Source organism: Bacteroidota bacterium, from assembly GCA_016722375.1.
Lineage (GTDB): Bacteria > Bacteroidota > Bacteroidia > Chitinophagales > LD1 > Bog-950.
On the sequence record JADKJG010000003.1, the window covers coordinates 343,717 to 369,844 of the forward strand.

The following is a 26,128-nucleotide window of genomic DNA, read 5'->3' on the forward strand; positions in this document are numbered from 1 at the left end:
TCTATAAAATCGAAGGATATATGTTGAACTACTGAATTTTCTCAAGGCAAAAATTACTTTCGGTGCGTGAACGTATTGATTCTGGCCTACGATTTCCCTCCACTCATCTCCATCAGCGGACAACGCCCCTATGGTTGGTATAAGTACTTGCCAGATTCAAACATCTCCGTCACGGTCATCACAAGGCACTGGAGTGAAAATTGTCATGTGCCCATAGATTATGTGCAACCAACTTCGCAGGAAGTATTACGGGAAACCGATGGAAAAGGCAACTTAATAATCCGAGTTCCCTTTGCTCCAAATTTACGAGATCGTTTTTTGGTAAAGTTCGGGTTTGAGCGATTTGCGTTTGTAAGGAGATTTCTAACGCTCATTTATTCATTTCTCCAATTTCTGTCTTTAGCATTTGATCCTAAACGAAATATTTACAAACAGGCTGAGCTGCATATCAAAGCAAACCCTCCAGATTTAATTATTGCCACCGGTGAACCATTTATATTGTTCAAGTATGGTTATTTGCTCTCCTCGAAATACAAAATTCCTTGGATCAGCGATTACCGGGATCCGTGGACGAGCAATCAGGGTCAGTATCAGCGAAACACACTGCAAAAAATACAAAACTGGTTCTACAAAAAATTAGAAGAGAAGTATGTTTCTAATGCCGCGTTTATTACGACAGCCGCACCGTCTTATGTAAAAAAGTTCTTGGAAATTCATCCGGAGAAGGAGATGCACGTTGTATATAATGGCTTTGATGAGGAACATTTTAAGAACGTAGAAGATATCGTTCCAATCAAAAATAAGTTCATCATCACCTACACCGGAATCATATATCCCCACCAAAATGTAGAAATGTTTCTTGATGGATTGGATGATTTTATTCGTCAAGAGAAAATAACAAAAGACCAACTGGAGGTTCGTTTCTATGGACTTGAATTGTGGGCAGACGCCATCAGAAGAATGAATGAATACAAGCCATATCTGCGAGATTATATTTCGATACACTCTAAGGTTCCTTATGCGGATATGGTGAAGAAACTACGCGAATCTCATTTGTTGTTATTGCTTTCCAAACTTGGAGTGGAATGGCTAAATGCTAAGATATTTGATTACCTCGCGGCACAACGCAAAATACTTTTAGTGGAGAATGATCAAGGTATATTGGAACAACTATTACGCGAAACCGGAGGCGGTTTTGCGGCAAACAGTTCAAACGATGTGCTTAAAGTACTTCGTAGCGAATATCGGGCATTCTTAGATGGAGAATCGGCTGCCGCTACATCCAATGATAGATATAAAACCTTCTCGCGAAAAAAACAAGCCCAGCTATTTGCCGAATTATTGCATCAAAAGTTTAGTGCGTAATGGATGGGTTTATAGGTGATACTATTGCAGCATTAGCTACTCCTCAAGGTGCTGGAGCGATTGCCGTGATTCGTTTATCCGGTCCCGGAGCTATCAGTATTACCAACAAAGTTTTTAAAGGGAAGGATTTATCCAAACAGCCTTCGCATACCATTCACTACGGCCATATCATGGACGGCGATAAAGAAGTGGATGAAGTGATGGTCAGCCTGTTTCGCGCACCCAAAAGTTTTACGACAGAAGATGTAGTCGAGATTTCGTGTCACGGCTCTCCATTTGTGGCTGAACAAATTCTGCGTTTGCTAATTCAGCAGGGTGCACGTGCAGCTAAGCCTGGCGAATTTACCTTGCGCGCTTTTATGAATGGTCGGATAGATTTGTCGCAGGCAGAGGCGGTGGCTGATTTGATTGCCTCCGAATCTTCGGCGGCGCAGGAACTGGCCTTGAAGCAGATGCGCGGTGGAGTTTCATCCGAAATAAAAACGCTGCGCCAGGAACTGGTACACTTTGCTTCGCTCCTCGAATTAGAATTGGATTTTGGTGAGGAGGACGTAGAGTTCGCCGACCGGAAAAAATTAGTGGCACTGACAGATGCCCTTCAGGCACAACTGAAACCGCTGATAGAATCTTTCCAATTGGGTAATGTCATTAAGCAGGGAATCAACACCGTGATTGTCGGCAGGCCGAATGCCGGAAAATCAACTTTACTTAACCTACTGCTCAATGAAGAAAGAGCCATCGTTTCTGAAATTCCAGGTACTACACGCGATACGATTGAGGAGGTCATCAACATCGAAGGCATCCGGTTCCGGTTTATGGATACCGCAGGAATCAGAAACACGACTGATGTAGTAGAGAAGATAGGCGTGGAAAGAACGATGGAAAAGCTGAAGCAATCTTCCGTCTATCTCTATCTCTTTGATGTGAACACAACGAAGCCCAAAGAGTTGTTGCAGGACTTGCACCATCTGGGTCTTCTTGGTTTCAAGGGAATGATTATTGGAAACAAAATTGACAAAGCCCATTGGCAAAACACCGCTCCTTTCTATAGAGTTCTGGATATTTACAAAACAAATGTCTGTTCTCCAGAGGCTGCCCTCGCCTTTCCGGGACTACTTTATATTTCTTCTCAAACACATTTTAATCTCTCGCTGCTGAAAGAAAAACTCTACCGGTTGGTGATGAAAAATTCCTCGCTCGCCGCACAATCCACCGTGATTACAAATCTGAGGCATCATCAAGCGCTGGTGCGCGCCAAGGATGCACTGGACGAAGTGAAAGCCGGAATTGAAAAACAGATCAGCACGGACCTGATTGCACTGGAAGTGAAGCAAGCACTTCAATACCTAGGTGAAATCACCGGCGAGGTGACGAACGATGAAATACTCGGAAATATCTTTTCTAAATTTTGTATTGGAAAGTAATCAAGAAAAGGCATGAATGAGGTAAAGAAGGGATAAAGATAGAAGGTATTAGGTCTATTGAATGTAATTTTTAAACCCCAGCGACGCACTTATAATCCGCACTTTCATTTGGTTGTTTAGACCAAAGAGGCAGTAGAATTGATAGTCAAAGAATGGCTGGTGCAGAGTAATATTGAAACCTGTTTAAAGTAGGTATGGCTACCTTAACTACAAATTAATATAATTAACTTTACGCCGATTGGGTTAACTATGGTTATTTGTAGTTAACTAAACTTGTTAAATCATCTACTCAATGAATATCAGTGAATTTAAGTCTGGAAACTTGAGGAAAACCAACGGTTATGATGCTTTTCAGCCAAACAAGATGGATACTACCTATGAATGGACAGATAGGGAATTGACCTCTTTACAGGAACAAGCAAGTATTAGGTTAGGTGAGTTAAATGCCTTTGCCCACTTAGTGCCAAACATTGACCATTTCATACGGATGCACGTAGTAAAAGAAGCGAACCTAAGTAGCCGCATAGATGAACACAGACAAATATGGAGGAAGCTATGCTACGCGAACAGGACGTGCAGCCTGAAAAGCGTGACGATTGGCGAGAGGTGAACAACTATATAACTGCTATGAATAAAACCGTAGAGGCGCTCGCACGGTTGCCACTAAGTTCTCGATTATTACGTGATGCGCATAACACATTGCTTACGGGAGTAAGAGGGGAACACAAGCTCCCCGGCAACTTTCGCAGCAGTCAAAACTGGATAGGTGGGGCTACACTGCACGATGCTGTTTTTATACCTCCAGTATTTCAGGAAGTAGAGCCACTTATGGGTGACTTAGAGAACTTTATACACCGTTATGATAATGGACTTACCCATGTTATGCGTATCGCATTAGCACACTATCAGTTTGAAACGATACACCCATTTTTGGATGGCAACGGGCGCATAGGGCGACTACTGATAACAATGTATTTTGTAGAAACCGGAATATTAGACAAACCAGTGCTTTACCTTTCAGCCTTCTTCGAAAAAAACAAACAACTTTATTATGACAATTTAATGCGCGTTCGTACCCATAACGATTTATTGCGTTGGCTGAAGTTCTTTTTGGTCGGCATAATTGAAACCGCTAAACAGGCCATTGAAGGACTAAAGAAGATATTGAAGCTAAAAACCGAATGTGAAGAGAAGCGGATATATAGTTTAGGCAAAAAGACAGTAAAGGCCAAAATGTTGCTGGATGCGCTGTATAGCAAACCAATAATGTATGCAGAGGAGGTTGTGGCCGCTACCCAACTTTCTAAAGTATCGGCATACAAATTGATTGATGATTTTATCCGCCTCGGTATTTTAACAGAGACTACAGGATATAAGCGCAACAGGTTATTTGTATTCAAAGAATACTATGAAATATTTGAGCAGCCTGCTGGTTAGCCAAAAGCCGCAAATCGGGTTTAGTTATACCCCATTTGTACCTTAAAAAATAAGATTCCGAATCCCTGTCTGTCCTACGTCTGTCATTGTTAATTACTTTTTGTATCGGAAAATAAATTCAACAACCTATTACCTTTGTTGCGATGAAACAAGTTCTGATTTCTTTATTCTTTATTCTTTTTCTTTCTCCAATATGCTTTGGCCAATCTCCCGATGCGGAGGGAAGCCTCGTGAAATGGATGAGCATTACAGAGGCGATGCAGAAGAATGAAGCACAGCCCCGCCCTATCTTGATAGACTTCTATACCCACTGGTGCGGCTGGTGCAAGCAGATGATGCGGACCACTTATGCAAACCCAGACTTGGCGGGATACATCAATACCAATTTTTATCCCGTAAAATTTGATGCAGAAGGAAAAGACACGGTGGAATATCTCGGTCAAAAATACATGCCTACTTCCAACGAAACCCGAACAACGCATCCGCTGGCCTTGAAACTTTTGCAAGGGAAATTAATGTATCCCACCACGCTGTTTCTTCATGGTTTCGATAAACAGAAAAACGAATTTTCGCTCAGCATGTTGGCACAAGGATATCTCGATGAAAAGAAAATTCAGCCTATGTTGATTTTTACGCTGGAAAACGCTTTTCGCAATTCCAACTTTGATGATTTCCGCAAAGAGTATGAAGCGGCATTTGAGGACGAACAGATAGAGGCGCGGATGAAAGACGTGGACTGGCTAAAGCCCGCTGCTTTTTTTACTCCGACGATGAAAGACTCCTTAGATAAAAAAACGCTGGTGTTGATTGCTACCGACTGGTGCAATACCTGCCGCGTGATGCAGCGCGCCAGTTTCAGCGATTCTTTGGTGGCGGCCTATTTGAACAAGAAATTTAATCTGGTTCAATTCAATCCACAGACCACCGAAAAACTTTATTTCCGAAAACAGGAATTTGTCAATACACAATCGGCGCAGGCTCCTTTTCATCAACTGGCGACTGCGCTCGGGCGCAATTCGCTTACGCTGCCTTCCATTATTTTGCTGGATGAAAAATTGAATGTGCTGGATGTGATTCCTTTCTTTTTGCCGCCGCGCAGCTTGCTTCAAATCGCCACCTACTATGGTGATGATTTTTTCCGCCATCATACTTGGAATGAGTTTGTGGCAGGCCGAAAAAACTAATAGCCTTATTATCAAAATAAAAAAAAGCCCGAAGGATTTATCCTTCGAGCTACCTTGATCCTATCTTCTTGTTTATACTAAAGGCAACCTGACCGTCAGCCTTGCGCCCGTTCCTTTGTTCACATCCTTTTCGCCCGATTGGGTTTGGCGGCCTGCCAAAGAAACCGACCAGAGATAGACTGCGGGGTCTATGCTTCCGAAAGTGACAGAACCGTCCACACCAACCGTAGCGGTGCTTAGCGCATTAGTGCCCTTCTTTTTGATAGCGACCTCGGCGCCCACCGCCGGAGCATCCAATTCATCAAACGATACGGTGACCTTCAAACTGGCGCTGCTCGGAGGCGACACCATTTCTCTGATGGTTTCCCAAACAAAAAACTGAGCCTCGGCAGCCGAGTTGCGAAACTTGGCTTGCCCATCCGAGCAAAGCACCATCGCATAGTCTTTATAAACCGCATTGTTCGCCGTTACTTTATTCATCGTGGCGACTTTGGTTTGGCGGGCAGGCATAAAGAGATCATACTTATCATTCCATGCGTTATAATCGGTCAAATATTGACCCGGAAAACCAGCCGGCATGTTCAGTCCGCCCATATCCAATTCTGCGGAATGGTCTGTCATAAACTGCATGGCATCGAGGTGCATGGCTTTGGCCTGCTCCCAGTTAAAGTCTGCTGCCTTTTCATAATAAAGCGAACCCGCCGCTTCCAGTTTTGGTTTTTGAATGTCTTTAGAAAAAGCTTCGGCAATATAGCGCTTCAAATCCTGCCAGTTGTTGCAGCAAGTTTTGTTTAGAGGAATCATTTCGAGGCGAAGAGTCTCGGACAATTCGCCGCGCTCTTCGTCGGAAGGCAAGGCTTGGGCTGCCGTTATCGCGGCCTCAAAGTCATCGCCCCAAGTAGGGGTGTATTTGCCCTTGAAGGCTTGAAGTGCCGCTTGATTGGCGCGGTAGTTGGCTAATAAAATAGTACAGATTTCGTAAAATTCGGCTTGGGTACAATTGTACTCTGCCTGTGGAATGTGGAATACGCCCATAAGTATAATTTTTTAGGTTAATAATAGAACGAAGGAAAACAAAAGCTAATTACTGTACAAATATCATTTGATAGTTTTTGAGGAGGGGAAGGGTCAGAAAAACTTTTTACTTTGCCTTCATGCAAACCACCTTTGAAGAAGCCTATACAAAAGTCAAAGTCTTAGCAGAAAATTTTCAGCTACACAGCAACCGCTTCTTGCGCCCCGATTATAAAGAGCATGAAGTGCGCGAAGATTTTATCAATCCCTTCTTTGAAGCCCTCGGTTGGGACGTAAGCCACAAGCATCAACGCGACCCCTTTCGGCAGGAAGTGAAAGGCGAGAAAACCGAAAAAGAAGGAAGAGTGGACTATTCTTTTTTCAAAGCACCCGATTTTAAAAACCCTGTGTTTTTTGTAGAGGCAAAAAAACCTTCGGTGGATATTAAAAATGAACTCCACTATCTGCAAACTATTAAATATGCCTGGAACGCCGGGCTGCCTGTTTCTATTCTTACCGACTTTCAACAGTTGCACATTCTCGATTGCCGCAGCAAAGCAAAGGCGGGTAATGGTTCGGCTTTTATTGGCGACCATAAAGAGTATGTCTTCACCGATTATCTGGATGAAAAGAAGTTTGCCGAAATCTACTACACCTTCAGCCGCGAGGCTTTAGAGCAAGGCAACCTCGAAACCTACATCGGCCAACTGCGCAAACCCAAAGGCAAAGCCGTACAAACCGGTTTGTTCAAAGGCGCTTACCGCCCGGTAGATGAAGACTTCTTGGCTTACATAGATGACCTTCGTGAAGAACTGGCCAAAGCACTGAAGAAGAACAACGAAGAACTGGAAAGCGAAGAACTGACCGAAGCCACACAGCGAATCATTGACCGGCTGGTGTTCATCCGCTTTTTGGAAGACAAAGAAATTCTCGATGATTATTTAGTAGATAAGTTTGGAGAGAAAGGAAGCTCCTGGGCCGATTTCATTTCCACTTGCTTGCGCCTCAACACCGAATACAATGGCGTGGTTTTCAAAAAACATTTCATTGATGAAAAAAGTTTTGATGGGCCCGACGAAAAAATGTTTCGCGACATCTGCCAAGGCATCTGCCACCGCAACACCGACTACAACTTTCGCTACATCCCCATCCACATTCTGGGCAGCATCTATGAACGCTTTTTGGGTAAGGTGGTTCATGCCACCGACAAGCGCGTAAAGATTGAAGAGAAACCCGAGGTGCGCAAAGCGGGTGGCGTTTACTACACCCCCAAATACATTGTTGAATATATAGTAGATAACACCGTAGGTAAAATCATTGGCAGTTCTCCCTCCCCTTCGGGGAGGGCTGGGCTGGGGCTTTCACCAAAAGAAATTTCCAAGCTCCGTTTTGCCGACATTGCCTGTGGCTCGGGCAGTTTTTTGATTTCGGTTTATGAACACCTGCTCGACTATCACACCGTTTATTATAACCAAGCAGAAAACATTGTAGCGGCACAAAAAGACGGATGCCGAAAAGATGAAGACGGAGTTTGGCAACTCAGCATCGAGATAAAACAAAATATCCTGCGAAACAATATCTATGGGGTGGATATTGATGCACAAGCCGTTGAGGTCACTCAACTTTCGCTCTACCTCAAGATGTTGGAAAACGAAAACGTAGTAACCGTAGCCAAACACCTGCAAAAGAAAGGCCGCCTCTTTGGTGCCGACAAAATCTTACCTGACTTATCTAACAATATCAAATGTGGCAACAGCCTGATTGGCTCCGATATTCTCCACGGGAAACTGTTTGAAGATGCTGAACTGAAAAAGCTGAACCCTTTTGATTATGAGGTGGAATTCCCGCATATTTTCAAATCTAAATCAATAACGAAGGCACTAATTACAAAGCATGATTTGGGAATTGATGAAACACAAAATGTTGACGAACCTGTTGTAATTTATAATGCAAACGAGAGAGGCGGCTTTGATGCAGTGGTTGGAAATCCACCCTATGGTTTTCATCAAATTCATACAGATGCAATTAAGCCATATCTTAAAAATCACTTTGAATCTTCACTTGGTAGCTTTGAGAATTACTTTCTGTTCTACGAAAGATCATTGAAATTAGTAAGGCCAGAGGGGCTGCATGGATTTATTGCTCCTGTAACATGGCTTACTATCCCTAGTGCAAAATCTTTAAGAAAATTCATTCTGAATAATTATTTCATAAAAGAAATTATTTGGTTGCCCGATATGGTTTTTAAAAACGCTCAGGTCAACACACTTATATCAACCATCCAAAGACGCGCTTCAGGTAAGACGGTAATTAAAATATACGATACACAAGATCTTAATGAATTGCCACAAATAGAAAATCTAATTGAACAGAAGAAGTTTATTGATTCCGATTACTACATAGGCATTTTTGAAAATAATATAGATCAAGACTTGTTAGAAAAGATTTTATCTGTTTCACAACCATTAAAAACAATCAGTCGGCCTTGTTCAGGTTATAATCCTTATGAAGTAGGGTCAGGTAAGGCGCCAAATGGAAAACCACACACCTTAGAAACAGTTAAAACAAAACCTTACCATTCTGAAACAAAGAAAGGTGAAGATTGGAAACCGGAAATAGTTGGTAGAGACTTAATTCGTTACGGAATTGCAATTACTGAAAAAAGATGGGTTAAATATGGCCCTTGGTTATCAGCTCCTAGGGATCCAAATAATTTTATCGGTAAGCGAATTTTAGTTCAAGAAATTACAGGTGGAAAGGAAAGAAGAATAGTAGCAGTTTACTATGATAGGGAGTTATATCATAGTAGAGATGTAATTCCAATTAAAATTGAAGATGACAAGGTGAATTCATTATTCATATTGGGGATAATTAACTCCAAACTTTTAACCTGGTATCATCATAAGAGAAATCCAAAAGCAAAAAAGGGGTTATTTCCAAAAATTCTTGTTAGTGATTTAAAAAACCTTCCCATTAGAATAATTGACATAGAAAATGAAATTACGAAAACCCGCCACGACCACATCGTCCGACTGGTAGAGCAAATGCTCTCGGCGAAGAAGAACAGTAGCGAAGCCAAAACGGATAAAGACAAGGAGTTTTACAGCCGCCAGTGCGAAGCCCTCGACAAGCAGATAGACGATGCGGTGTTTGAGTTGTATGGATTGACGGAGGAGGAAAAGCAGGTGGTGTTGAATAGCTAAATAGACTACAAAAGTCTTCAAGACTTTTGTAGTTTTCGAGGGAACAGGCCTCAATGGCACTTTTATTTTCAGAAATGCTTAGAAAGGCTCAAAATCAAGCGGTTTAACACCAAAATTGAGGATATGAGTATCCATATTCAATTTTCTTCGATAGGAATTTGATTTCTATCTCCCCCAATTTCATTTCCCTTGATAGGAATTTCATTTTCTTCCATAGGAATTCAGTTTCTGCCGATAGGAATTTGATTTCTGCCGATAGGAATTTGATTTCTGCCGATAGGAATTTCATTTTAATCCGTAGGAATTCGGTTTCCCTTGATAGGAATTTCATTTTGTTCCACCTATAATTGATTTTAGTCTATCCATAATTGATTTTGATAGACCTATAATCCACTTTTCCCGACCAGTATTTCGTTTCTGTTGGAGCCGTTTTGAAAGGAAGGGAAGTTGGGGCGATGTAGGGCGCGGTCGGGTACACACCAAAAGATATCTAGTAGATAATGATTAGCCGCTAGTGGTTAAGGGTTGGCCGATGGGCGGTCAGCTTTGGAATTTTTTAGTTGACTTGCTCCATCATTTTGTTGTAGGTCTTGATGAAGATGGCGCCGAGGTTTTTGTGTGGGGGGATGTAGTCGAGGAAGCCTTCGTAGGCGAGGGGTGTGGTTTTGACTTTGGCTTCGAGTTGGGTCCAGAGGGTTAGCCATTGGAGGTCGTGGCTGGAGGAGATGTGGTCTGCGAGGAGACGGATCATGGGGTTGTTGACGAACATGGTGCCGATTTGTTTGGAGGAGATGATGTTGGCATCGGGCGAGCGCTCGATGATGGAGGAGATGGAGTTGTAGCCGCCGCAGGAGCCGAGGACGAAGACTTGGGTGGATTCTTTGATTTTTTCGATGGTTTTGTAGGCGTAGTAGCTGTGTCCGCGATGGACCATGACGTTGGGCTCGAATTTGTTTTGGTCGAAGAGTTTTTCGATGGCTTCTTGTCCGTCGTATTCGTGTTTGGGTTTGTTGGCATAGATGTGGACGGGTAGGCCAGTGCGGGATTGGAGGAGGATGTAGGCGCCGGAGTCGGCGATGGTGTATTTGTTGTCGGCAAAGGATCTGAGGAAGGTGGCGAAGGAGGCGTCGCCGTCTTCGTCGTCGTAGAAGTAGATGATCCATCGGCTGATGGTGTCGCGGCCAAAGAGTTTTTCGCTGGCGATTCGGTCGAAGGGAGGGAGGGCGTATTGGGAGGAGATGGAGGCGAACCAGTTGTCGCCCTGTGGCTGGTGGTTGACGAAGAGGTTGGAGAGGAGGCCGTAGATGATGAGGCCCCGTTGGTTGTTTTTAGCGTTGAGTTTGAGGTATTCGAAGCGGATGGTGGCTTTGAGGATTCGGAGGACGAGGCTGTCGGTGATGCTGCTGAAGGCGTCGGCGACTTGAACGGCTTGTGAGAGGTCGGGGTAGGTTTCGAGGCCGGAGGCAAATTTGATCATGAGCATTTGTTTGTGGAGGGGGCTCATGCTGTCGAGGAATTCGCCGAGTTTGCCAAAGCTGGCGCACATTTTGATGAAGGTTCGGAATTTGTTGTAGCCGAGGGATTCGAGAAATTCGTGGCCGGACATGTTGGCGCTTTTGGTCATCATTCTTTTGAAGAGGGCGTTGAAGGTGGAGGTGAAGATTTCTTCTTCGCTATAGACCATGAGGGTGTAGAGTTCTTCGGGGGTGAAGTCTTCGATGGAGGCGAATCGTTTGGCATCGGGCTCGTTGTGGAGGTCGTTGAGCACGCGCACGAATTTGAGGGCGTAGATTTCGAGTTCGGTTTCGAGGGAGTGGACGGCGAGGGGGTTTTCTTTGGAGCGGATGCGGAGCATGGCGCGCAAATAGGCGCGGGGGTCGGCGCCGGTTTTGTCGGCTTCTTCGGCGGTGCTCGCGCCGTTGACTATGTCGTCGAGTAGGGTGAAGGCATTGGAGCGACGGCCAAATTTTTCGTTGATGTCGAGGATGGCTTTGATGACGGTGTCGTCGCTTTTTCTCAGGGTTTCAAAGATAGGGTTGCCGGGGTTGAAGTATCGTTTGACGGTGACGGGTGCCATTTTTGCACTGCCGATAATGACTCTGGAGGCGTAGTCTTTGTTGGCGTAGATGTTGTAGTTGCTAAAGACGAGGTCGGGACGGCTGCGGGAGGCGAAAATCAGAAAGGAGTCTACGCCGGTTTCTTCTTTCACAAAGGCAAGTAGGTTTAAGGATTGGGTGACGTTTTTGATGAGAAAGGGGAAAAGTTTGTTTTGATTCAGGGCGTGTAAAGCGCCTTCCATAAAGCGAAAGCTCTGGTCAAAACGTTTTATTTGGTAAACGCTGTAGGAGTTGACTTTGAGAAGTTGTGCATAGAGTTGGTCGTTGTAGTTTTTGATTTTGCCGGCGCTGATATTTCTGTCGGCAATGATTTGTTGGATGGAATCTACGAGACCGAAGTAGGTTTTGTTGGCATAGGCATTGATGATGGAGTCGCCTAAGTCCACTTGGCCATCTAGTTCGCTGTCGTATAGATCTATGCGGCTCTGTTCGCGCTCAATACGAAAGTCGGGCTTGATAGCATTTTTGTTTCTGGTGGAATCAGCAGAAGCAAAAATCGAAGTAGAAAGAGTCAGAAGAAAGAGGAAGGAGGCTGAAAAAACTATTCCGGTGTAGGGATACAGGCTCCTGCGATGAGATGGGAACATTCAGACTCCAAGTATTTTATAATAGGCACGGATAAAAATGGATTCGAGGTTTTTGTTGGGTGGAATATAGTCACTAAAGTATTGATTGTTTCCAAAGCGGCTGCGCATCTTGTCCCAAAAATCATTCCATTCGATGTCGTTGCCCTTCCGGATGTTTTCATTCAGGGCATAGAGCATGGCATCGTTCAAGGCTTTGGTTCCGATTTGTTTTGTAGCGATGATGTGGGCATCGGGAGCGTTTTTGAGGGCGATGGATATTTTGTAGAAGCCGCCACAAGAACCTACAAAAATTAATTTGGAGGATGGAGGAATTTTTTCGAGGGTGGATTCGGTATAAACGCTGTGTCCGCGATGAACGACCACGACCGGCAAAAGATATTTTTCCTTAAAGTAGTTGTTGATAGCGGTCACGCCCTCCACTTCGAGTTCGGGCTTGTTGGCAAAAATCTCCACTTTCAAACCTTTTTTAGAATAGATGCGGACATAGGGGCCTTTGTCCTCGAAACCCCAATTCGATTCGCTTCTATAGGTGTTTAAGAAATTGATGTAGGAACCTTTGCCATCGGCATCGTTGTAAAAATACATTTGCTCGACACATACATCTGTGGTATCGAACAGTTCTGAGGAACGCAAGGAACTAACGGGCGTTATTTTAAACTGTCGGGAGACTTTTTTATACCATCCTTCTTCTACCTGTGCGTTTCCGGAAATCATACTGGAAAGCACTCCGTATAAAGAAATTCCAATTTGATCATCCGAGGCCTTCACGCGCTCATATTCTTTTTTGATGTTGGTTTGTAGTAAGGCAAGTAGTTTAGAATCGGTCATATTAGTAATGGCTTCCACCACCAAAACAACGGAGGTGAGGTCGTCCTTCTGTGATTCTAAGTTGGAGGTGTATGCGATAAGCAATTTTTCTTTTGCCTCGGGCGAAAACTTGGCCAGAAACTCTTCCATCCTTCCAAAACTAGAGCACATCGAAATAAAATCTCTGAATTGATTTTGGTTAACGGATTGAAGAAAATCTTCGCCATCTTGTTCCGGCAATTTTTTCATGAACCGGTTGAACAGTCCGTTGAAGGTGGAGGTGAAAATTTCGTCGCGACCATATAACATCAGGAAATACAAGTCGGCAGAAGATAATTCTTCAATGCAGCCAAAGGGTTGAAAATTGCCTCCGGCCACCTTGTCATTGATTTCGCGAATAAAGCGAAGGCTGAAATCGCCCATGACATGATCAATACTGTACTTGCCTATATAATCGGGCTTTGAAATAATCTGAACGATTTCTGAGAATAGCACTTTAGGCTCTTGGCAAATAGCCATCGCCTGTTTCGTATCTATCGTGTTGTCCATCAGGTTGTTGAGCAGCAACAGAGGTTTGCTTTGATAGCCTATTTCTTGATGAAGTTCCAGAATCTTTTTGACCACCGGATCGGGGCTGCTTTGCAAAAGAACGCTTACGGAGTGTCGCGGAGTGTACATATACCGACGAATAGATAGCGGGGCATAGTAGGCACATCGCTCTAATATTTTTCTACAATAGTATTTCCCTTTGAAGTCATCTATCTTTTTCAGCAATTCATCCGGCTCTCGTTGGGCGGCATACATCAATACCTCTTCGGCATAGTTTTCGTTGATAAAAGAAGGAATGGTCTGAATAGTATTGAGAATATTTTTTTTCATGGTAAGCACGGTTCTAGTTTGCTGATCTAGAACAATACTCATAGGCTCAACAATTTCAAACCTCGGCAAGGGAATAGTCGCTTTTTTCTCTAAAGAGACAGCAAGCGGGGATGGAGAAAGAGGAACGAAGGAAACCGCCTGTTTTTTTGACAACGGCCCCACCACGGTTTCCCTATTCTTTGCATTGGGGGATGTTGGTTTTATAGCGATTGTGTCCTCTTGCTTATTGAGAAAACCACTCGAAACATTTGGCAACAAACCTGAATTCTGGGTAGTAGCGTTCGCCGGTTCGGGATTTAAACTCTCTGCTGTCTTATATATATGGGCAGTACTGTCTGCCAGAGACCCTGCGTACAGCAAGCAGGAATGACTCCAAAGACAAGCACCAAGAAAAAATAACAAGGAGCTCAGTCGTTTCATAATTGTAATTCTACTTATTTTTGAGATTCTTCGCAATGAAGGTCTGTAAATATGGTGTTCTGTGTAGCTTTGTGCCTTATTAACCTCCGTAAAGTATTTCACATGAAACGAATTTCTGTCCTTTTTTTTGTTTGCCTGTTTGCTATTTGGCAACCCTCTTGCAATAGCAAAGCAAAACAGGCAAAAACTTACCATGAGCAAATCCTTCTATCCGTTCAAGCAGTGATAGACAGTTCGCTAGATTTCGGCGATGCTGTTCAAAGTTACGAAAAACAACGGATAATTTCTACTGAAAGGAATTATGCCGGATTGGTGAATCGTACCATGAATAAAATAAATGCCACTGGAAGTTTTAGACAAGATACGGTGCTTCAATACTACGCCAATGAAATGCTTGCGTTTTATAAAAAGTCTTTAGAAGATGACATCCTTCCCTACGCGCTTACCCTGCCTGAAGGTGAGCTTTCTGAGGTGCAAAAACATACCCTAGACTCGCTGTACGCTAAGATGACGATGATGGAAAATAAGTACTGGGCGCGTTTCGATTGGGCGGAGAAAAAATTTTATCAAGAAAACGAAATCAGCAAAGCAGAATAGATTATTGACTGTTCAGGTGTCAAATTTATATCCAATACCCTTGATGGTTTTAAAGTAATCGTCTCCGATCTTTTCGCGCAATTTGCGAATGTGTACATCAATAGTCCGATCACCCACTATCGTGTCGGTGCCCCACACTTTGTTCAGAATTTCTTCCCGTTTGAATACCTTCCCGGCTTAGACGCTAGTAGATAAATTAGTTCAAATTCTTTTCGGGGGAGGACAATGTCTTTACCTTCTTTCACCACCATATATCGGTCCCGGTCAATTTCAATATTGCCTACTGTGATTTTCCCACCTGTTTCATTGGTTTCAAGACGTCGCAGCAAGGCCTTGATTCTGCTCATAAATACACGAGGCTTAATCGGTTTGGTGATATAATCATCTGCGCCTACTTCAAACCCTGCTATTTGTGAATAATCCTCATCGCGCGCAGTCAGAAATGTAATCAGTGTATTTTTTAATTTTGGTATGTCCCTCAATTCCCTACAAGTTTCAATTCCGTCTTTCTTAGGCATCATCAAATCCAGAATGATTAAATGAGGCAGAACTTTTTTTGCCAATTGCAGTCCTTCTACTCCGTCCCGAGCAGTATAAACCACAAATCCCTCCTTTTCAAGATTATATTTCATCAAGTCAAGCACATCGGGTTCATCATCCACTAACATCACTCTGATTTCCGTCATTTCCATTGGTCTGTCTTTTAATGCGAAGGTATTAGATATGTGTTACTGTAAGGTTAACACAGCATTAAAATACCCGTTGTTTAAGAATATAACAGGCACCTATACAAATCACCTCACAGTATCCCTTGTTGAAAAAAGAGCAGCCAATGCTCGATGCATCATAGAAATACATTTTCTTTGTGGCGTAGGAGCTATTTGCAAAATCATTTTGTCTTCCCATGATTGTTAAAGTTATTCTCACCATTTTTTATCTGCTGCTATTCAATCTTCTGATACATAAGTATAGAAAATTCCAGTTCAGCATTTTCAAGCCTTGGATTACTCATTTAGTTTTTAACCTGAAGTTTGTTGTCGGGATATTCATCTGGATGATATACACCTTTTATTATACCGATGTTCAACAGAATGACATCCACAAATTTTATGATGATGCAGCAGAACTTCACTTCATCAAGACAGAAAGCCCCGCAACATTTTGGAGGCTAATGACCGGGGTATCAATGAAACCGGAAGATGCAGGAAAATTAAGCCAACTGAAAAACTGGAATCGAAATTTTGATGAAGCACCCATCAATGAAAACCGAACGATTATTCGGCTCAATGCCTGGTTGCTGTTTCTTTCGTTTAAAACTTATCCGGTTCATATTCTGTTCATGTGTTTCATTTCTCTGGTAGGGCTGATTTTGCTTACCGACTCCATTTTTCAGTTTGTTGAGCCTAAGGCATCTATTCTTTCTTTGTTTGTACTATTCACCCCCTCTGTTTTATTTTGGACATCGGGAGTTATGAAAGAGCCTTTGCTTATGTTGGGATTGGGTCTGTTTGTTTCCGGCGCCATCCATTTGCGATTCCAAGCTTGGAAATTTAGGCATGTTATTGGTTGGTTATTGGGCAGTGTACTAATTCTCTTCACAAAATTTTTTGTTTTGGCCTGTCTGGTTCCTTCAACTCTGGCATTCTTTCTTTTCAAAAAGAATGAATCGGGGAGATTTGTTTTTTTGAAATATGCAGGGATATCCGGTTTGCTTTTAATAGCAGCACTAAATATCCAGCACCTTGTTCCCGGTGTCAACTTGCAAAAAATGCTGTTGAACAAACAGGCACATTCTATAAAAGAAGCGGAATATCATCATGCGGGAAGTCGGATAGAAATTCCGGAATTGACTTCAAGCCCTATAAGTTTAATCAAAGCGGCTCCCGTTGCACTATGGAATACCATAGTCCGGCCCTGGGTTTGGGAAAGTAAAAATGTAATGATGTTGGCGAGTGCCGTGGAGAATATGCTGATGTTGCTTTTTTTGATTCTATGCATCTCCTCAACGGATTGGGGGGCGCGCAAAAACTTAGACCTGTTTTTGTTTTTACTTTTTAGCGCTCTGGCTTATTTTGTTCTTATAGGAATAGCCACTCCGGTGATTGGCAATTTGGTGCGTTATAAAGCTCCGTTATTACCTCTATTTATGTTTGCATTTATCCTCCGGGTAAGGTCAAACATGATAGCCGACAATTTGAAGTTTGTGTTGAGGTAGTGCGCAACTAACCTAATTCCGATTGACTGGCAGCCATAGATCTCAAGTTAGTTTTGATATATGGTCTTTTTAAAACAAAAGGATGCCGTTGCAGTCTCTAATATATTGTCAGCCCTTCATTGAAAAACTATCTGTTCCAAACAAAAATCAGCTCTTGTTTCAAATCCGGATGGAGTGATTTTGCTACCGGACAGGTACGGGCAATGTTCTCCATGATGGTCTTTTCTTTATCCGTGAAATGATTGTCAGGAAACTGAATCGTGATGTGAATTTCCGCAATTCGCCGCGGCTCGCTACCCATTACTTTGGTTACGGTCAATTCAGTCCCGGTCAGATCTATATTCATATCCCTGGTTTTAATTCCCATCGTAGTGATGATACAACTACCCAAGGCGGTGGCTACCATGTCGGTAGGAGAGAATGCTTGTGCCAGTCCATGATTATCCAGAGGAGCGTCATTGGTAATAGTGGCTCCTGAGTATAGATGTGTTAAGGTCGTTCGCAGATTGCCTTCATAAATAATTTTAGAGGTCATAAATTCTTATTTTTTGTTCGACAAACTTAATCGAAAACAATATCGTTTATAGTTTGTAATATTGACTTCGTAATGAAGTGGTTTTTTCCCTTTTTTCTTTTGGCGTTCATGGGCTTGTCCGATGCGTTTTCCCAATCACTGATTCGGAAAAATTTGGACTTGCAGGATTATCAATACAAGAAAGAGGCATCTGGCGGTGTAAGGGTTCAGACCAACGGGTTTTCAGTTTTTGGCGAAGGGGGTTGGATTAAAGACCTGAAAAGTACTCGGCTGATTCAAGTTGAATACTCCTATTATATAGACTATAGACAAAAAGGAAAGAGTTCTGATAATGGAGGCAGAAAATTTGTTTATGGATTACGCAACCGCTTTCATATTCTTCGTTTCTCTGCTGGAATGAAAAAGACCATAGCCGACAAAGCCGACCGAAACGGGTTGAGGCTAAGTTTTGTTGGCTTTGGTGGCATCTCTCTCGGGTTGCTGAAGCCTTATTATCTTCTTCTTCGTCAACCAACGGACGTGCCCCCCTATTTTGCAGACGAAAGATATACAGATGAAAATGCAACTCGCTTTCTAAGTCTTGATTCAATTGTCGGAGCCGGAAGCGCCACCAAGGGTTTAGATAAAATCCAACCTGTACCCGGAGTTCATGGCAAAATTGCCTTAGACTTTGATTGGGGCAAAAAGGATGAATTTGTCAAAGCGCTGGAAGTTGGCATGATGTTAGACCTCTATTATAAGCGTGTCCCAATCATGATTAATAGCTCCAATCGTTTTTATCAAGTGGCGCTCTTCGTGTCTTTTCAATTCGGCAAACGCTGGTGATATATTGTAAGAATAATGCAACAGAACTCGTTTTTTTACAATTAAATGACAATGCTCCCTACCAAAGTTTCGTCTATTAGACGTATCTTTGTATCTATCTAAAAAACAATCAGGTATTATCCATAACATCAACATCATTAAATGAAAAAACAAACAATACTCATTGCACTAAGCGTTGTCCTATTTAGCTTGGCGGCATTAATAGTTACTGGCCGTTTTGACCCGGCACAGAGCCGTTTTCAATTGGAATCGAAAAAGAAGGGTGGCAAACCATCCTTCGACAAAGAGCAAGGGGCCTTAGATGCAGCAGAATGGCGCCATAGCAAGATGGTTGATGAAAACGGCAATTTTTCTCCCAACTACATACGAAATGCAATGCTTCAGGCAGACCGGAGCAAAGTGAGTGCCAGTCGTTCTAATCTTAATATGCAATGGGAAGAACTTGGACCAGACAATGTGGGCGGAAGAACCCGCGCCATATTAATTGACAAACGCGATCCAAGCAATAAAACCATATATGCCGGAGGGGTAAGTGGTGGTATGTGGAAGTCTCTGGATGGAGGCAATACTTGGAATATATTACCTGAGTGGAACCGGTGGCTTACCGTTACCTGTATTGCCCAGGCTAATGATTTCAACAAGGCAATTTTCATAGGAACAGGGGAAGGCTTAGCACAGCCGAGCGGTATATCGTTTAACTCTGGAAATATCGGAAACGGAATATTCAAATTGGACAACGAGGATAAACCTACGCTTATTACTCCTGACAATTTTGCAGATAGTATTCAATATATCGGCGACGATTGGACGCTTGTTAACCGAATCGCCATTAACCCAAGAGATGCCAACCAAATGGCAGCGGCAACCGGAAAAGGCTTATTTCAATCGGACGATGCCGGAGTGTCTTGGTATGCTTCTGTTCTGCCGGCGGCTTTGGTTGGAAAACCTGCTGCGGATGTGAAATGGGGCAATGATGGCACCATCATATTCGCTTCTGTGGGTGCTACCTCCAATGGTTTTGGTGCCGGAGCTAGTCTGGTCGTTTCGCAAAACGGTGGTTTCTCTTGGAGATTGATTGTGAACAACCGTCATGGGTTCCCCCCCAAGCAAGGAAGAATAGAAATTGCCATCGCGCCATCCAATCCAAACATCGCCTATGTTTCTGTAGCTGGCTCGGCAGGTGCCACATACCAAGTGTTGCGAACAGAGAATACTTCAGATACCGGTATTGTCTGGAAAGTGATTGGTGCAAAAGGACCACTTTTTGATCCAATGGGTGAAAACTCACAAGGTTGGTATGATAACGTGATCGCCGTTTCTCCCGCCGACCCAAACAGAGTTTATCATGGCGGGGTAGATTTCTATACCTGGAGCGATCTTTCGGGATGGAAACAGATTGATTTTGGATATATTACTGAGGTAAATCCAAGATACATACATCCGGATAAACACGCAATTACCATTGCAGATAATGACCCCAACCTAATGTTTGTGGGCAGCGATGGAGGAATTTCACGCTCTTTGGATGCGTACAGCAGTTTCCCTTTCCCCAATTTTAGTGTAAAAAACAGAGGATATAACGTTACTCAGTTTTACTCTGTAGCTGCTGCTTTAAGTGGTGAGGTGATGGGGGGAACTCAAGATAACGGAACGCCTTATATTAATTACCTTGGAAACACCCGTAAAGCCTCTAGAATGGTGTCGGGAGGAGACGGAATCTACACCGAAATATCACATCTTGACCCGCGCATGTTTTTTGCAGGGGTCTATTACGGACAAATCCGCCGTTCCGGAAATTATGGAGCTTCCTTTGATGGTTTTTACGATTTGAAAGTGGATCGTACAGGCAAAGGATGCCCCAGCAGATGTGGCGCACAAGAATGTGTCGGGAATGCACCCTTTATAACTCCCTTCTATCTAAGTGAGACCAAAAATGCCGGACACGGATTAGCGACCACCACTTTTAAAGCAGACCGAGCCTATTCGACAGGCGAAGAGGTAACGGCAATTAGCCGGACAGCCGAATATAAATTTACTACCACTTTGACGGCTGATTTAGCCCCGGGGCAGGAAATTCAAGTCAACGACCCGATTCGTTCCAGAGCTTTTGTTTCTTCATACTGTGGGGTGTGGCTTACTTCTGAGGCTCTTGAATTGGGAGGTATTCCTAAATGGCATAAATTAACCAACAGTACTTCCGGTGTGGTAAACGCTTACGCGGCGACCAAAGATGCAAACACGTTATATGTCGGCTCGGCTAATGGATTTGTTTACCGATTTGGCAATTTGAATGCTCATTGTGATACCGCTACTTATCCGATAGGAGATAACGCATGGACTGTTTTATATCCTACGAATCCCAACGTGACTAATGACTATACCAGCAGTGCCAGTCCGGTAGCGGCCAACCGTTCTGTTGAAGGCGTTGCCGTTGACCCGAATGATGAAAACCACGTGGTGGCGGTGGTCTCCGGATTTTCGGCTACGAACCTCCCGCATGTTTATGAAAGTTTTAACGGAGGGAAAAACTGGACGGCTCTCACAAAGGACCTCCCTAATATGCCGGTATATGATGTGGTGGTTCACGATGCTAATACCATCATCATAGGCACCGAAATGGGTATATGGAGTTGGGATGGATCGGGATGGCACGAGGAAAATAACGTATTGCCACGTGTTCCGGTGTTTCGCTTGATTGAAAAAAACCTTTATCAGGATGGCTGTCCGGTTCTCTATATCGGTACGCATGGAAGAGGAATATGGCGTTCTACCTCTCTTACTCCGGGAGGCTGTAATTTAGTAGCCGGAGTTGAAAATGTAAAAGCTCCTGAAATTTCAGATTTGAATATTTTCCCCAATCCTGCAAATGCTTCTTCCAAAGTTTCTATCTCATTGGAAAATAGCACACCGGTTACCTTGCGCATTTTTGACATGACCGGAAAATTACATAAAGAAGATACCTATACCAATACCAAATCAGGCGGAAATACTTTTGACTTGAACGCCGCCGGGCTATCCTCCGGCACTTATATCTTGAGTGCTACCGTTGCCAATACCAGAACACAGAGCCGATTGTTTGTGATTTCTAAATGACTTTAATTTATTGATGAATGATAGAAAAAACCCGGATTGATTCCGGGTTTTTTGTTTAGCAAGCCATTTGATAGTCAAAGAAACATAGGCAATACAATGTTGAGGCCGCTGATAAGGCTTTTATCAGCTATTCAAACTATTCAACCTAATCGAAAACCAGCTTTATCTGTGTTCTATTACATTCGTTTTTTCAATGAGCCAACGAAATAAGTTCATTAACGATTACATATACTCCCTACTTGGCGACAGATTGTCTGATTACCTGTCCATTTTTGACAGGCGGCAAGCTATTCGGTACCCATCTGCTGCTATTCGGTCCCTGTTAGTAAGAGACAGGTCCCTGTTAGTAGCTATTCGGTACCTGTTAGCCAAAGACAGGTCCTTGTTCGCTGCTACTCGGTACCTGTTAGCTAAAGACAGGTCCCTGTTCGTTGCTACTCGGTCCCTGTTAGTAAGAGACAGGTGCCTGTTAGCTGCTACTCGGTACCTGTTAGCCAAAGACAGGCGCCTGTTAGCTGCTATTCGGTCCCTGTTAGCCGAAGATGGGTGCCTGTTAGCTACTATTCGGTCCCAGTTCGCTTCTGCTGCGACCAGTTTAGTGAGCACTCTTGCCATCTAGGTCCTATTTCGGTTGGAGAGGCCGCGATTGAAAGAAAAATCTTCATCCATTATTATATTTGGATACCGAAAGCAAAACTCTTTGGCGCTAAAACTTTCGCTTTAATACTACAAAGACAATGATAAATACTTGGGCAGACAGATGGAATGAAAGATATAGGATGAAGGAGTTTGCTTATGGTGAGCGTCCTAACAACTATTTAAGGGAGCAGTTAGAAAAGCTACCTGTCGGAACCATACTTTTTGCAGCAGAAGGAGAAGGAAGGAATGCTGTTTTTGCTGCTAAACTGGGTTGGACAGTTTCTGCCTTTGACATCAGCGTTGAAGGTCAGCGGAAAGCGCTACAACTTGCAGCAACAAACAATGTAAAAATAGATTATCAAGTTGGCGAATTACAGACATTGAATTACCAAAGCGAACAGTTTGATGTGATCGCATTAATCTACGCACATTTCCCCGCGAACATCAAATCATCTATACACAAGGCTCTTGACCAATATTTGCGAACAGGGGGAACTGTAATTTTCGAAGCATTTAGCAAAACGCACCTTGACTATAACTCAAAAAACGAAAAGGTTGGTGGCCCGAAAGACATTGCTTCCTTGTTTTCAATAGACGAAATAAAATCGGACTTCCCAAACTATGACTTTGAGGAGTTATTAGAAATGGAAATTGAACTTAACGAAGGATTATTTCACAACGGACAAGGTTCTGTGATTAGATTTGTTGGACGAAAGAAATAACATGATCAAATGACGCTGCAGCTTCTGTCCTATTTTCTTGCTAAAAAGAAAACAGTAAATCGAATAAGCTACCCCGCCAGATATCTTTAACGGGAAGGGACTATGGGCTATCACACTGGGTTTGCTCTCTCTCTCCCCAAAACTACATTCACTATTCAATGCACATACAGCAGTCTGGCAAAAAATGGGTGAAGAACCTCAATAAAACAGTCGTATTGAAACTAGCAGTTTTACTCCTTATGAACTTTATTACTAAAAAAATCACTTCTTAGTCAAGCCGCGAAACCTGATGCAAAATACAACTGCAAATAATTTTTGGCAATTTGATGAGGACTACTGGTTCAAAAAACTTAATAGTAGTTCAAATGGATTAACTCAAAACGTTGCAGATACTATTTTGTTTTCTTCTGGCAAAAACAAAAGATACACTTCCCCTATAAAGAAGGACTTCTATCTTTTCATTGGGCAATTCAAAAGTCCATTGATGCTATTGCTTATAGGTGCTGTAATTTTATCAGTATTCTTAGGCGACACATCCGATGTTTCTATTATTCTGTTCATTGTATTATCAACAGGACTACTTAGTTTTTTTCAAGAAAGAAATGCCGGACGAGTTGTGGAGAAACTGCAGTCTATGATTTCGTTGAAATGTGATGTACTGAGAGATGGCAAACAACAAGCAGTTGCGTCTGACAAAATTGTTGCTGGGGATGTACTAGTTTTTAATGCAGGGGATATGATTCCTGCTGATTGTTTGTTGATTGAAGCAAATGAATTGCATTCAAATGAGTCGAGTTTGACTGGCGAATCGTATCCAGTAAGAAAAGAAATTGGAGTATTAGATGCAACAACAGAATTAGCAAAAAGGACCAATTGTTTATGGGAAGGGGCCAGTGTTGTTAGTGGGAATGGCAAAGCCTTAGTGATTCAAACAGGAGTCAATACCATTTTTGGTAGCATTGCGCAAAGTGCTTCAACCACCATAGAAACCACTTTTGAAAGAGGCATAAAAGACTTCGGTTATTTTTTAATGAAAATAACGCTAGTGTTATCCATTTTTATTTTGGCCGTTAATTTACTCAACCAAAAAAGTGTTATTGAATCTATCCTTTTTGCCTTGGCATTAGCCGTGGGTATGGCGCCGGAATTACTTCCTGCCATCACCACCATTGCGATGAGTGCAGGAGCAAAAAGAATGTTGGAGAAAAAAGTAATTGTAAAAAGGCTCGCATCTATTCAAAATTTAGGAGAAGTAAATTTATTGTGCACGGACAAAACAGGAACCATTACTGAAGGAGAAATTAAAGTGGTAGGTTTAGTCAATGGCTTTGGCGCAGAAGATGATTTTGTTACACAATTGGCATTTTGGAATGCCACTTTTGAAACATGTTACAACAACCCTATTGATGAAGCTTTAAAACAACTTTCGGTCGACATAAAACCAGATACAACAAAAGTGGGCGAAATACCTTATGATTTTATTCGTAAGAGATTAAGTATAGCCGTTAAAACAACTGAAAATAGTTTTCTAATAAGCAAAGGAGCCTTTAAAGAAATATTAGGTATTTGTACGCAAATTAGAGTAGCAGACAATTCTATTGCTATTATAGATACCTATCTCTCAGAACTCGAAAGCCGTTTCGCAGAATACGGCAAAAAGGGATTAAGGGTGATATCTATTTGTTACAAATCAATAAACGACAATAGTATTTCAAAAGAAGATGAGACCGACCTCATTTTTGGAGGGTTTATACTGCTGCAAGATCCGGTTAAAAAGGGAATAGCAGAAGCTATAAATGAGTTAAAGAAGTTAGAGGTCAACTTGAAAGTAATAACCGGAGACAATAGAAATGTGGCTCAATCTATTGCTTTAAGTATTGGCATTGAAAATCCCAAGGTATTAACCGGAGCGGAACTGTTTAAGATCAACCCGGAAGCACTGACTCAATTGGTTAGGGACACACACATTTTTGCTGAAGCAGAACCACAACAAAAAGAGCGCATTATACGGGCATTACGAAAAACATATACCGTAGCGTATATGGGCGATGGGATTAATGACGTAGCGGCAATTAATGCAGCCGATGTAGGCATATCCGTTGAGAATGCAGTGGACGTAGCAAAGGAAGCAGCAGATTTTGTGTTGATGGAAAAAGATTTAATGGTTTTAGTAGATGGCATTAAAGAAGGCAGAAAAACTTTTGCCAATACCCTGAAATATATATTCATTAATACGGGATCCACATTTGGCAATATGTTTAGTGTGGCAATAGCTTCTTTAATATTGCCATTTTTGCCCATGATGCCAAAGCAAATTCTATTAATGAATTTCATCATCGACTTTCCTTATTTGACCGTTGCCTCAGATAATGTTGACCAGGAACAGTTAGATCGTCCTGGCAAATGGGATTTAAAATTCATCAGAAGGTATATGGTTATTTTTGGCATACACAGTTCAATATTTGATGTAATAACATTCCTCATCCTGTTGTATGTTTTGAAAGTAAAAGAATCGGCGTTTCAAACAGGATGGTTTGTTGAATCCATTTTAACGGAGTTATTTATATTATTTATCATCCGGACGCATAAAAACTTTTTAAAAAGCAAACCGGGCAAATATCTATTCATACTTAGTATTTTAGGGTTGATTATTACAATGGGCTTGCCTTATATGCCATTCGCAAAGGACATTGGACTAACCCCATTACCAATCATTAATATGGCAGTAATGCTACTCATAGTGTTGGCGTACATTATAACAGCAGATCTTTTGAAAGTATGGTTCTTTAAAAAATATATAAGCGTATAGTAGGAGCTAACATAATTACGCCAAATAGAGGACAACTACTACCAACAAGTGCAACTCGACAATGTGGAGGCAAAGTGCCTCGCAAGAAAAGTTCTTGCATATTTGAGATGTGGGGCTTCGGTTAAGTGTTTGCACTAAATTGTTTGACTATAGCGAAACCGCAAACTGTTATGTGTAATAATTTATGGAGAACAATTTTTATTACTCGTTAAAATCGAAGTGAAGACTAGAAAGCATTAGGGAGACGGCAAAACCA

14 protein-coding genes and 2 pseudogenes are annotated in these 26,128 nt (G+C 42.4%); 11 read left to right on the forward strand and 5 right to left on the reverse strand.

Annotation, left to right across the window (positions count from 1 at the left end):
* Positions 1–66: 66 nt before the first annotated feature.
* From IPP77_05255 to IPP77_05270, 4 genes and pseudogenes are all read left to right on the forward strand, one after another.
* The gene (locus tag IPP77_05255) at positions 67–1,365 is read left to right on the forward strand and encodes a hypothetical protein (protein ID MBL0309091.1); all 1,299 of its coding nucleotides are present in this window, start codon (positions 67–69) and stop codon (positions 1,363–1,365) included.
* Positions 1,365–2,789 (forward strand): tRNA uridine-5-carboxymethylaminomethyl(34) synthesis GTPase MnmE, encoded by a 1,425-nt coding sequence (gene mnmE / locus IPP77_05260; GenBank protein MBL0309092.1) that lies wholly within the window; start codon positions 1,365–1,367, stop codon positions 2,787–2,789. The genes IPP77_05255 and mnmE overlap by 1 nt, the downstream gene beginning before the upstream one ends.
* Before the next feature lie 292 nt (positions 2,790–3,081).
* Positions 3,082–4,226: pseudogene (locus IPP77_05265) on the forward strand (Fic family protein).
* A 143-nt stretch (positions 4,227–4,369) separates the two neighbouring features.
* Positions 4,370–5,410, forward strand: a complete 1,041-nt coding sequence (locus IPP77_05270; protein ID MBL0309093.1) for a DUF255 domain-containing protein — start codon at positions 4,370–4,372, stop codon at positions 5,408–5,410.
* Positions 5,411–5,482: 72 nt separating this feature from the next.
* Here the strand turns inward: IPP77_05270 and IPP77_05275 are convergent, their stop codons facing one another.
* Complete coding sequence (locus IPP77_05275; GenBank protein ID MBL0309094.1) at positions 5,483–6,445, reverse strand: carboxypeptidase regulatory-like domain-containing protein; 963 nt, start codon at positions 6,443–6,445, stop codon at positions 5,483–5,485.
* A gap of 119 nt (positions 6,446–6,564) precedes the next feature.
* On the opposite strand from IPP77_05275, the gene IPP77_05280 reads away from it, so the two are divergent.
* A complete protein-coding gene (locus tag IPP77_05280) occupies positions 6,565–9,627 on the forward strand; it encodes an N-6 DNA methylase (GenBank protein ID MBL0309095.1) in 3,063 nt (1,020 codons plus the stop codon).
* A 556-nt stretch (positions 9,628–10,183) separates the two neighbouring features.
* On the opposite strand, the gene IPP77_05285 is transcribed toward IPP77_05280, so the two are convergent.
* Both IPP77_05285 and IPP77_05290 read right to left on the reverse strand, forming a co-directional pair.
* Entirely contained in the window at positions 10,184–12,331 is a 2,148-nt protein-coding gene (locus IPP77_05285; protein ID MBL0309096.1) for a hypothetical protein, read from the reverse strand.
* Entirely contained in the window at positions 12,332–14,437 is a 2,106-nt protein-coding gene (locus IPP77_05290; GenBank protein ID MBL0309097.1) for a hypothetical protein, read from the reverse strand.
* Positions 14,438–14,539: 102 nt separating this feature from the next.
* On the opposite strand from IPP77_05290, the gene IPP77_05295 reads away from it, so the two are divergent.
* On the forward strand, positions 14,540–15,034 hold the full coding sequence (locus IPP77_05295) for a hypothetical protein (GenBank protein ID MBL0309098.1): 495 nt from the start codon (positions 14,540–14,542) through the stop codon (positions 15,032–15,034).
* Positions 15,035–15,046: 12 nt separating this feature from the next.
* Here IPP77_05295 and IPP77_05300 read toward each other — a convergent pair.
* Positions 15,047–15,726 (reverse strand): annotated as a pseudogene (locus IPP77_05300) (response regulator transcription factor).
* A gap of 212 nt (positions 15,727–15,938) precedes the next feature.
* On the opposite strand from IPP77_05300, the gene IPP77_05305 reads away from it, so the two are divergent.
* Complete coding sequence (locus tag IPP77_05305; protein MBL0309099.1) at positions 15,939–17,249, forward strand: hypothetical protein; 1,311 nt, start codon at positions 15,939–15,941, stop codon at positions 17,247–17,249.
* 127 nt (positions 17,250–17,376) lie between these two features.
* On the opposite strand, the gene IPP77_05310 is transcribed toward IPP77_05305, so the two are convergent.
* The gene (locus IPP77_05310) at positions 17,377–17,784 is read right to left on the reverse strand and encodes an OsmC family protein (protein ID MBL0309100.1); all 408 of its coding nucleotides are present in this window, start codon (positions 17,782–17,784) and stop codon (positions 17,377–17,379) included.
* A 72-nt stretch (positions 17,785–17,856) separates the two neighbouring features.
* On the opposite strand from IPP77_05310, the gene IPP77_05315 reads away from it, so the two are divergent.
* The 4 genes from IPP77_05315 to mgtA all read left to right on the forward strand — a co-directional run bounded on the left by IPP77_05315 (position 17,857) and on the right by mgtA (position 25,872).
* Entirely contained in the window at positions 17,857–18,609 is a 753-nt protein-coding gene (locus tag IPP77_05315; GenBank protein MBL0309101.1) for a hypothetical protein, read from the forward strand.
* A gap of 141 nt (positions 18,610–18,750) precedes the next feature.
* Positions 18,751–21,702, forward strand: a complete 2,952-nt coding sequence (locus tag IPP77_05320) for a T9SS type A sorting domain-containing protein (GenBank protein ID MBL0309102.1) — start codon at positions 18,751–18,753, stop codon at positions 21,700–21,702.
* Between the two features lie 737 nt (positions 21,703–22,439).
* On the forward strand, positions 22,440–23,063 hold the full coding sequence (locus tag IPP77_05325) for a class I SAM-dependent methyltransferase (GenBank protein MBL0309103.1): 624 nt from the start codon (positions 22,440–22,442) through the stop codon (positions 23,061–23,063).
* A 289-nt stretch (positions 23,064–23,352) separates the two neighbouring features.
* Positions 23,353–25,872, forward strand: a complete 2,520-nt coding sequence (gene mgtA / locus IPP77_05330) for a magnesium-translocating P-type ATPase (GenBank protein MBL0309104.1) — start codon at positions 23,353–23,355, stop codon at positions 25,870–25,872.
* Positions 25,873–26,128: the final 256 nt, after the last annotated feature.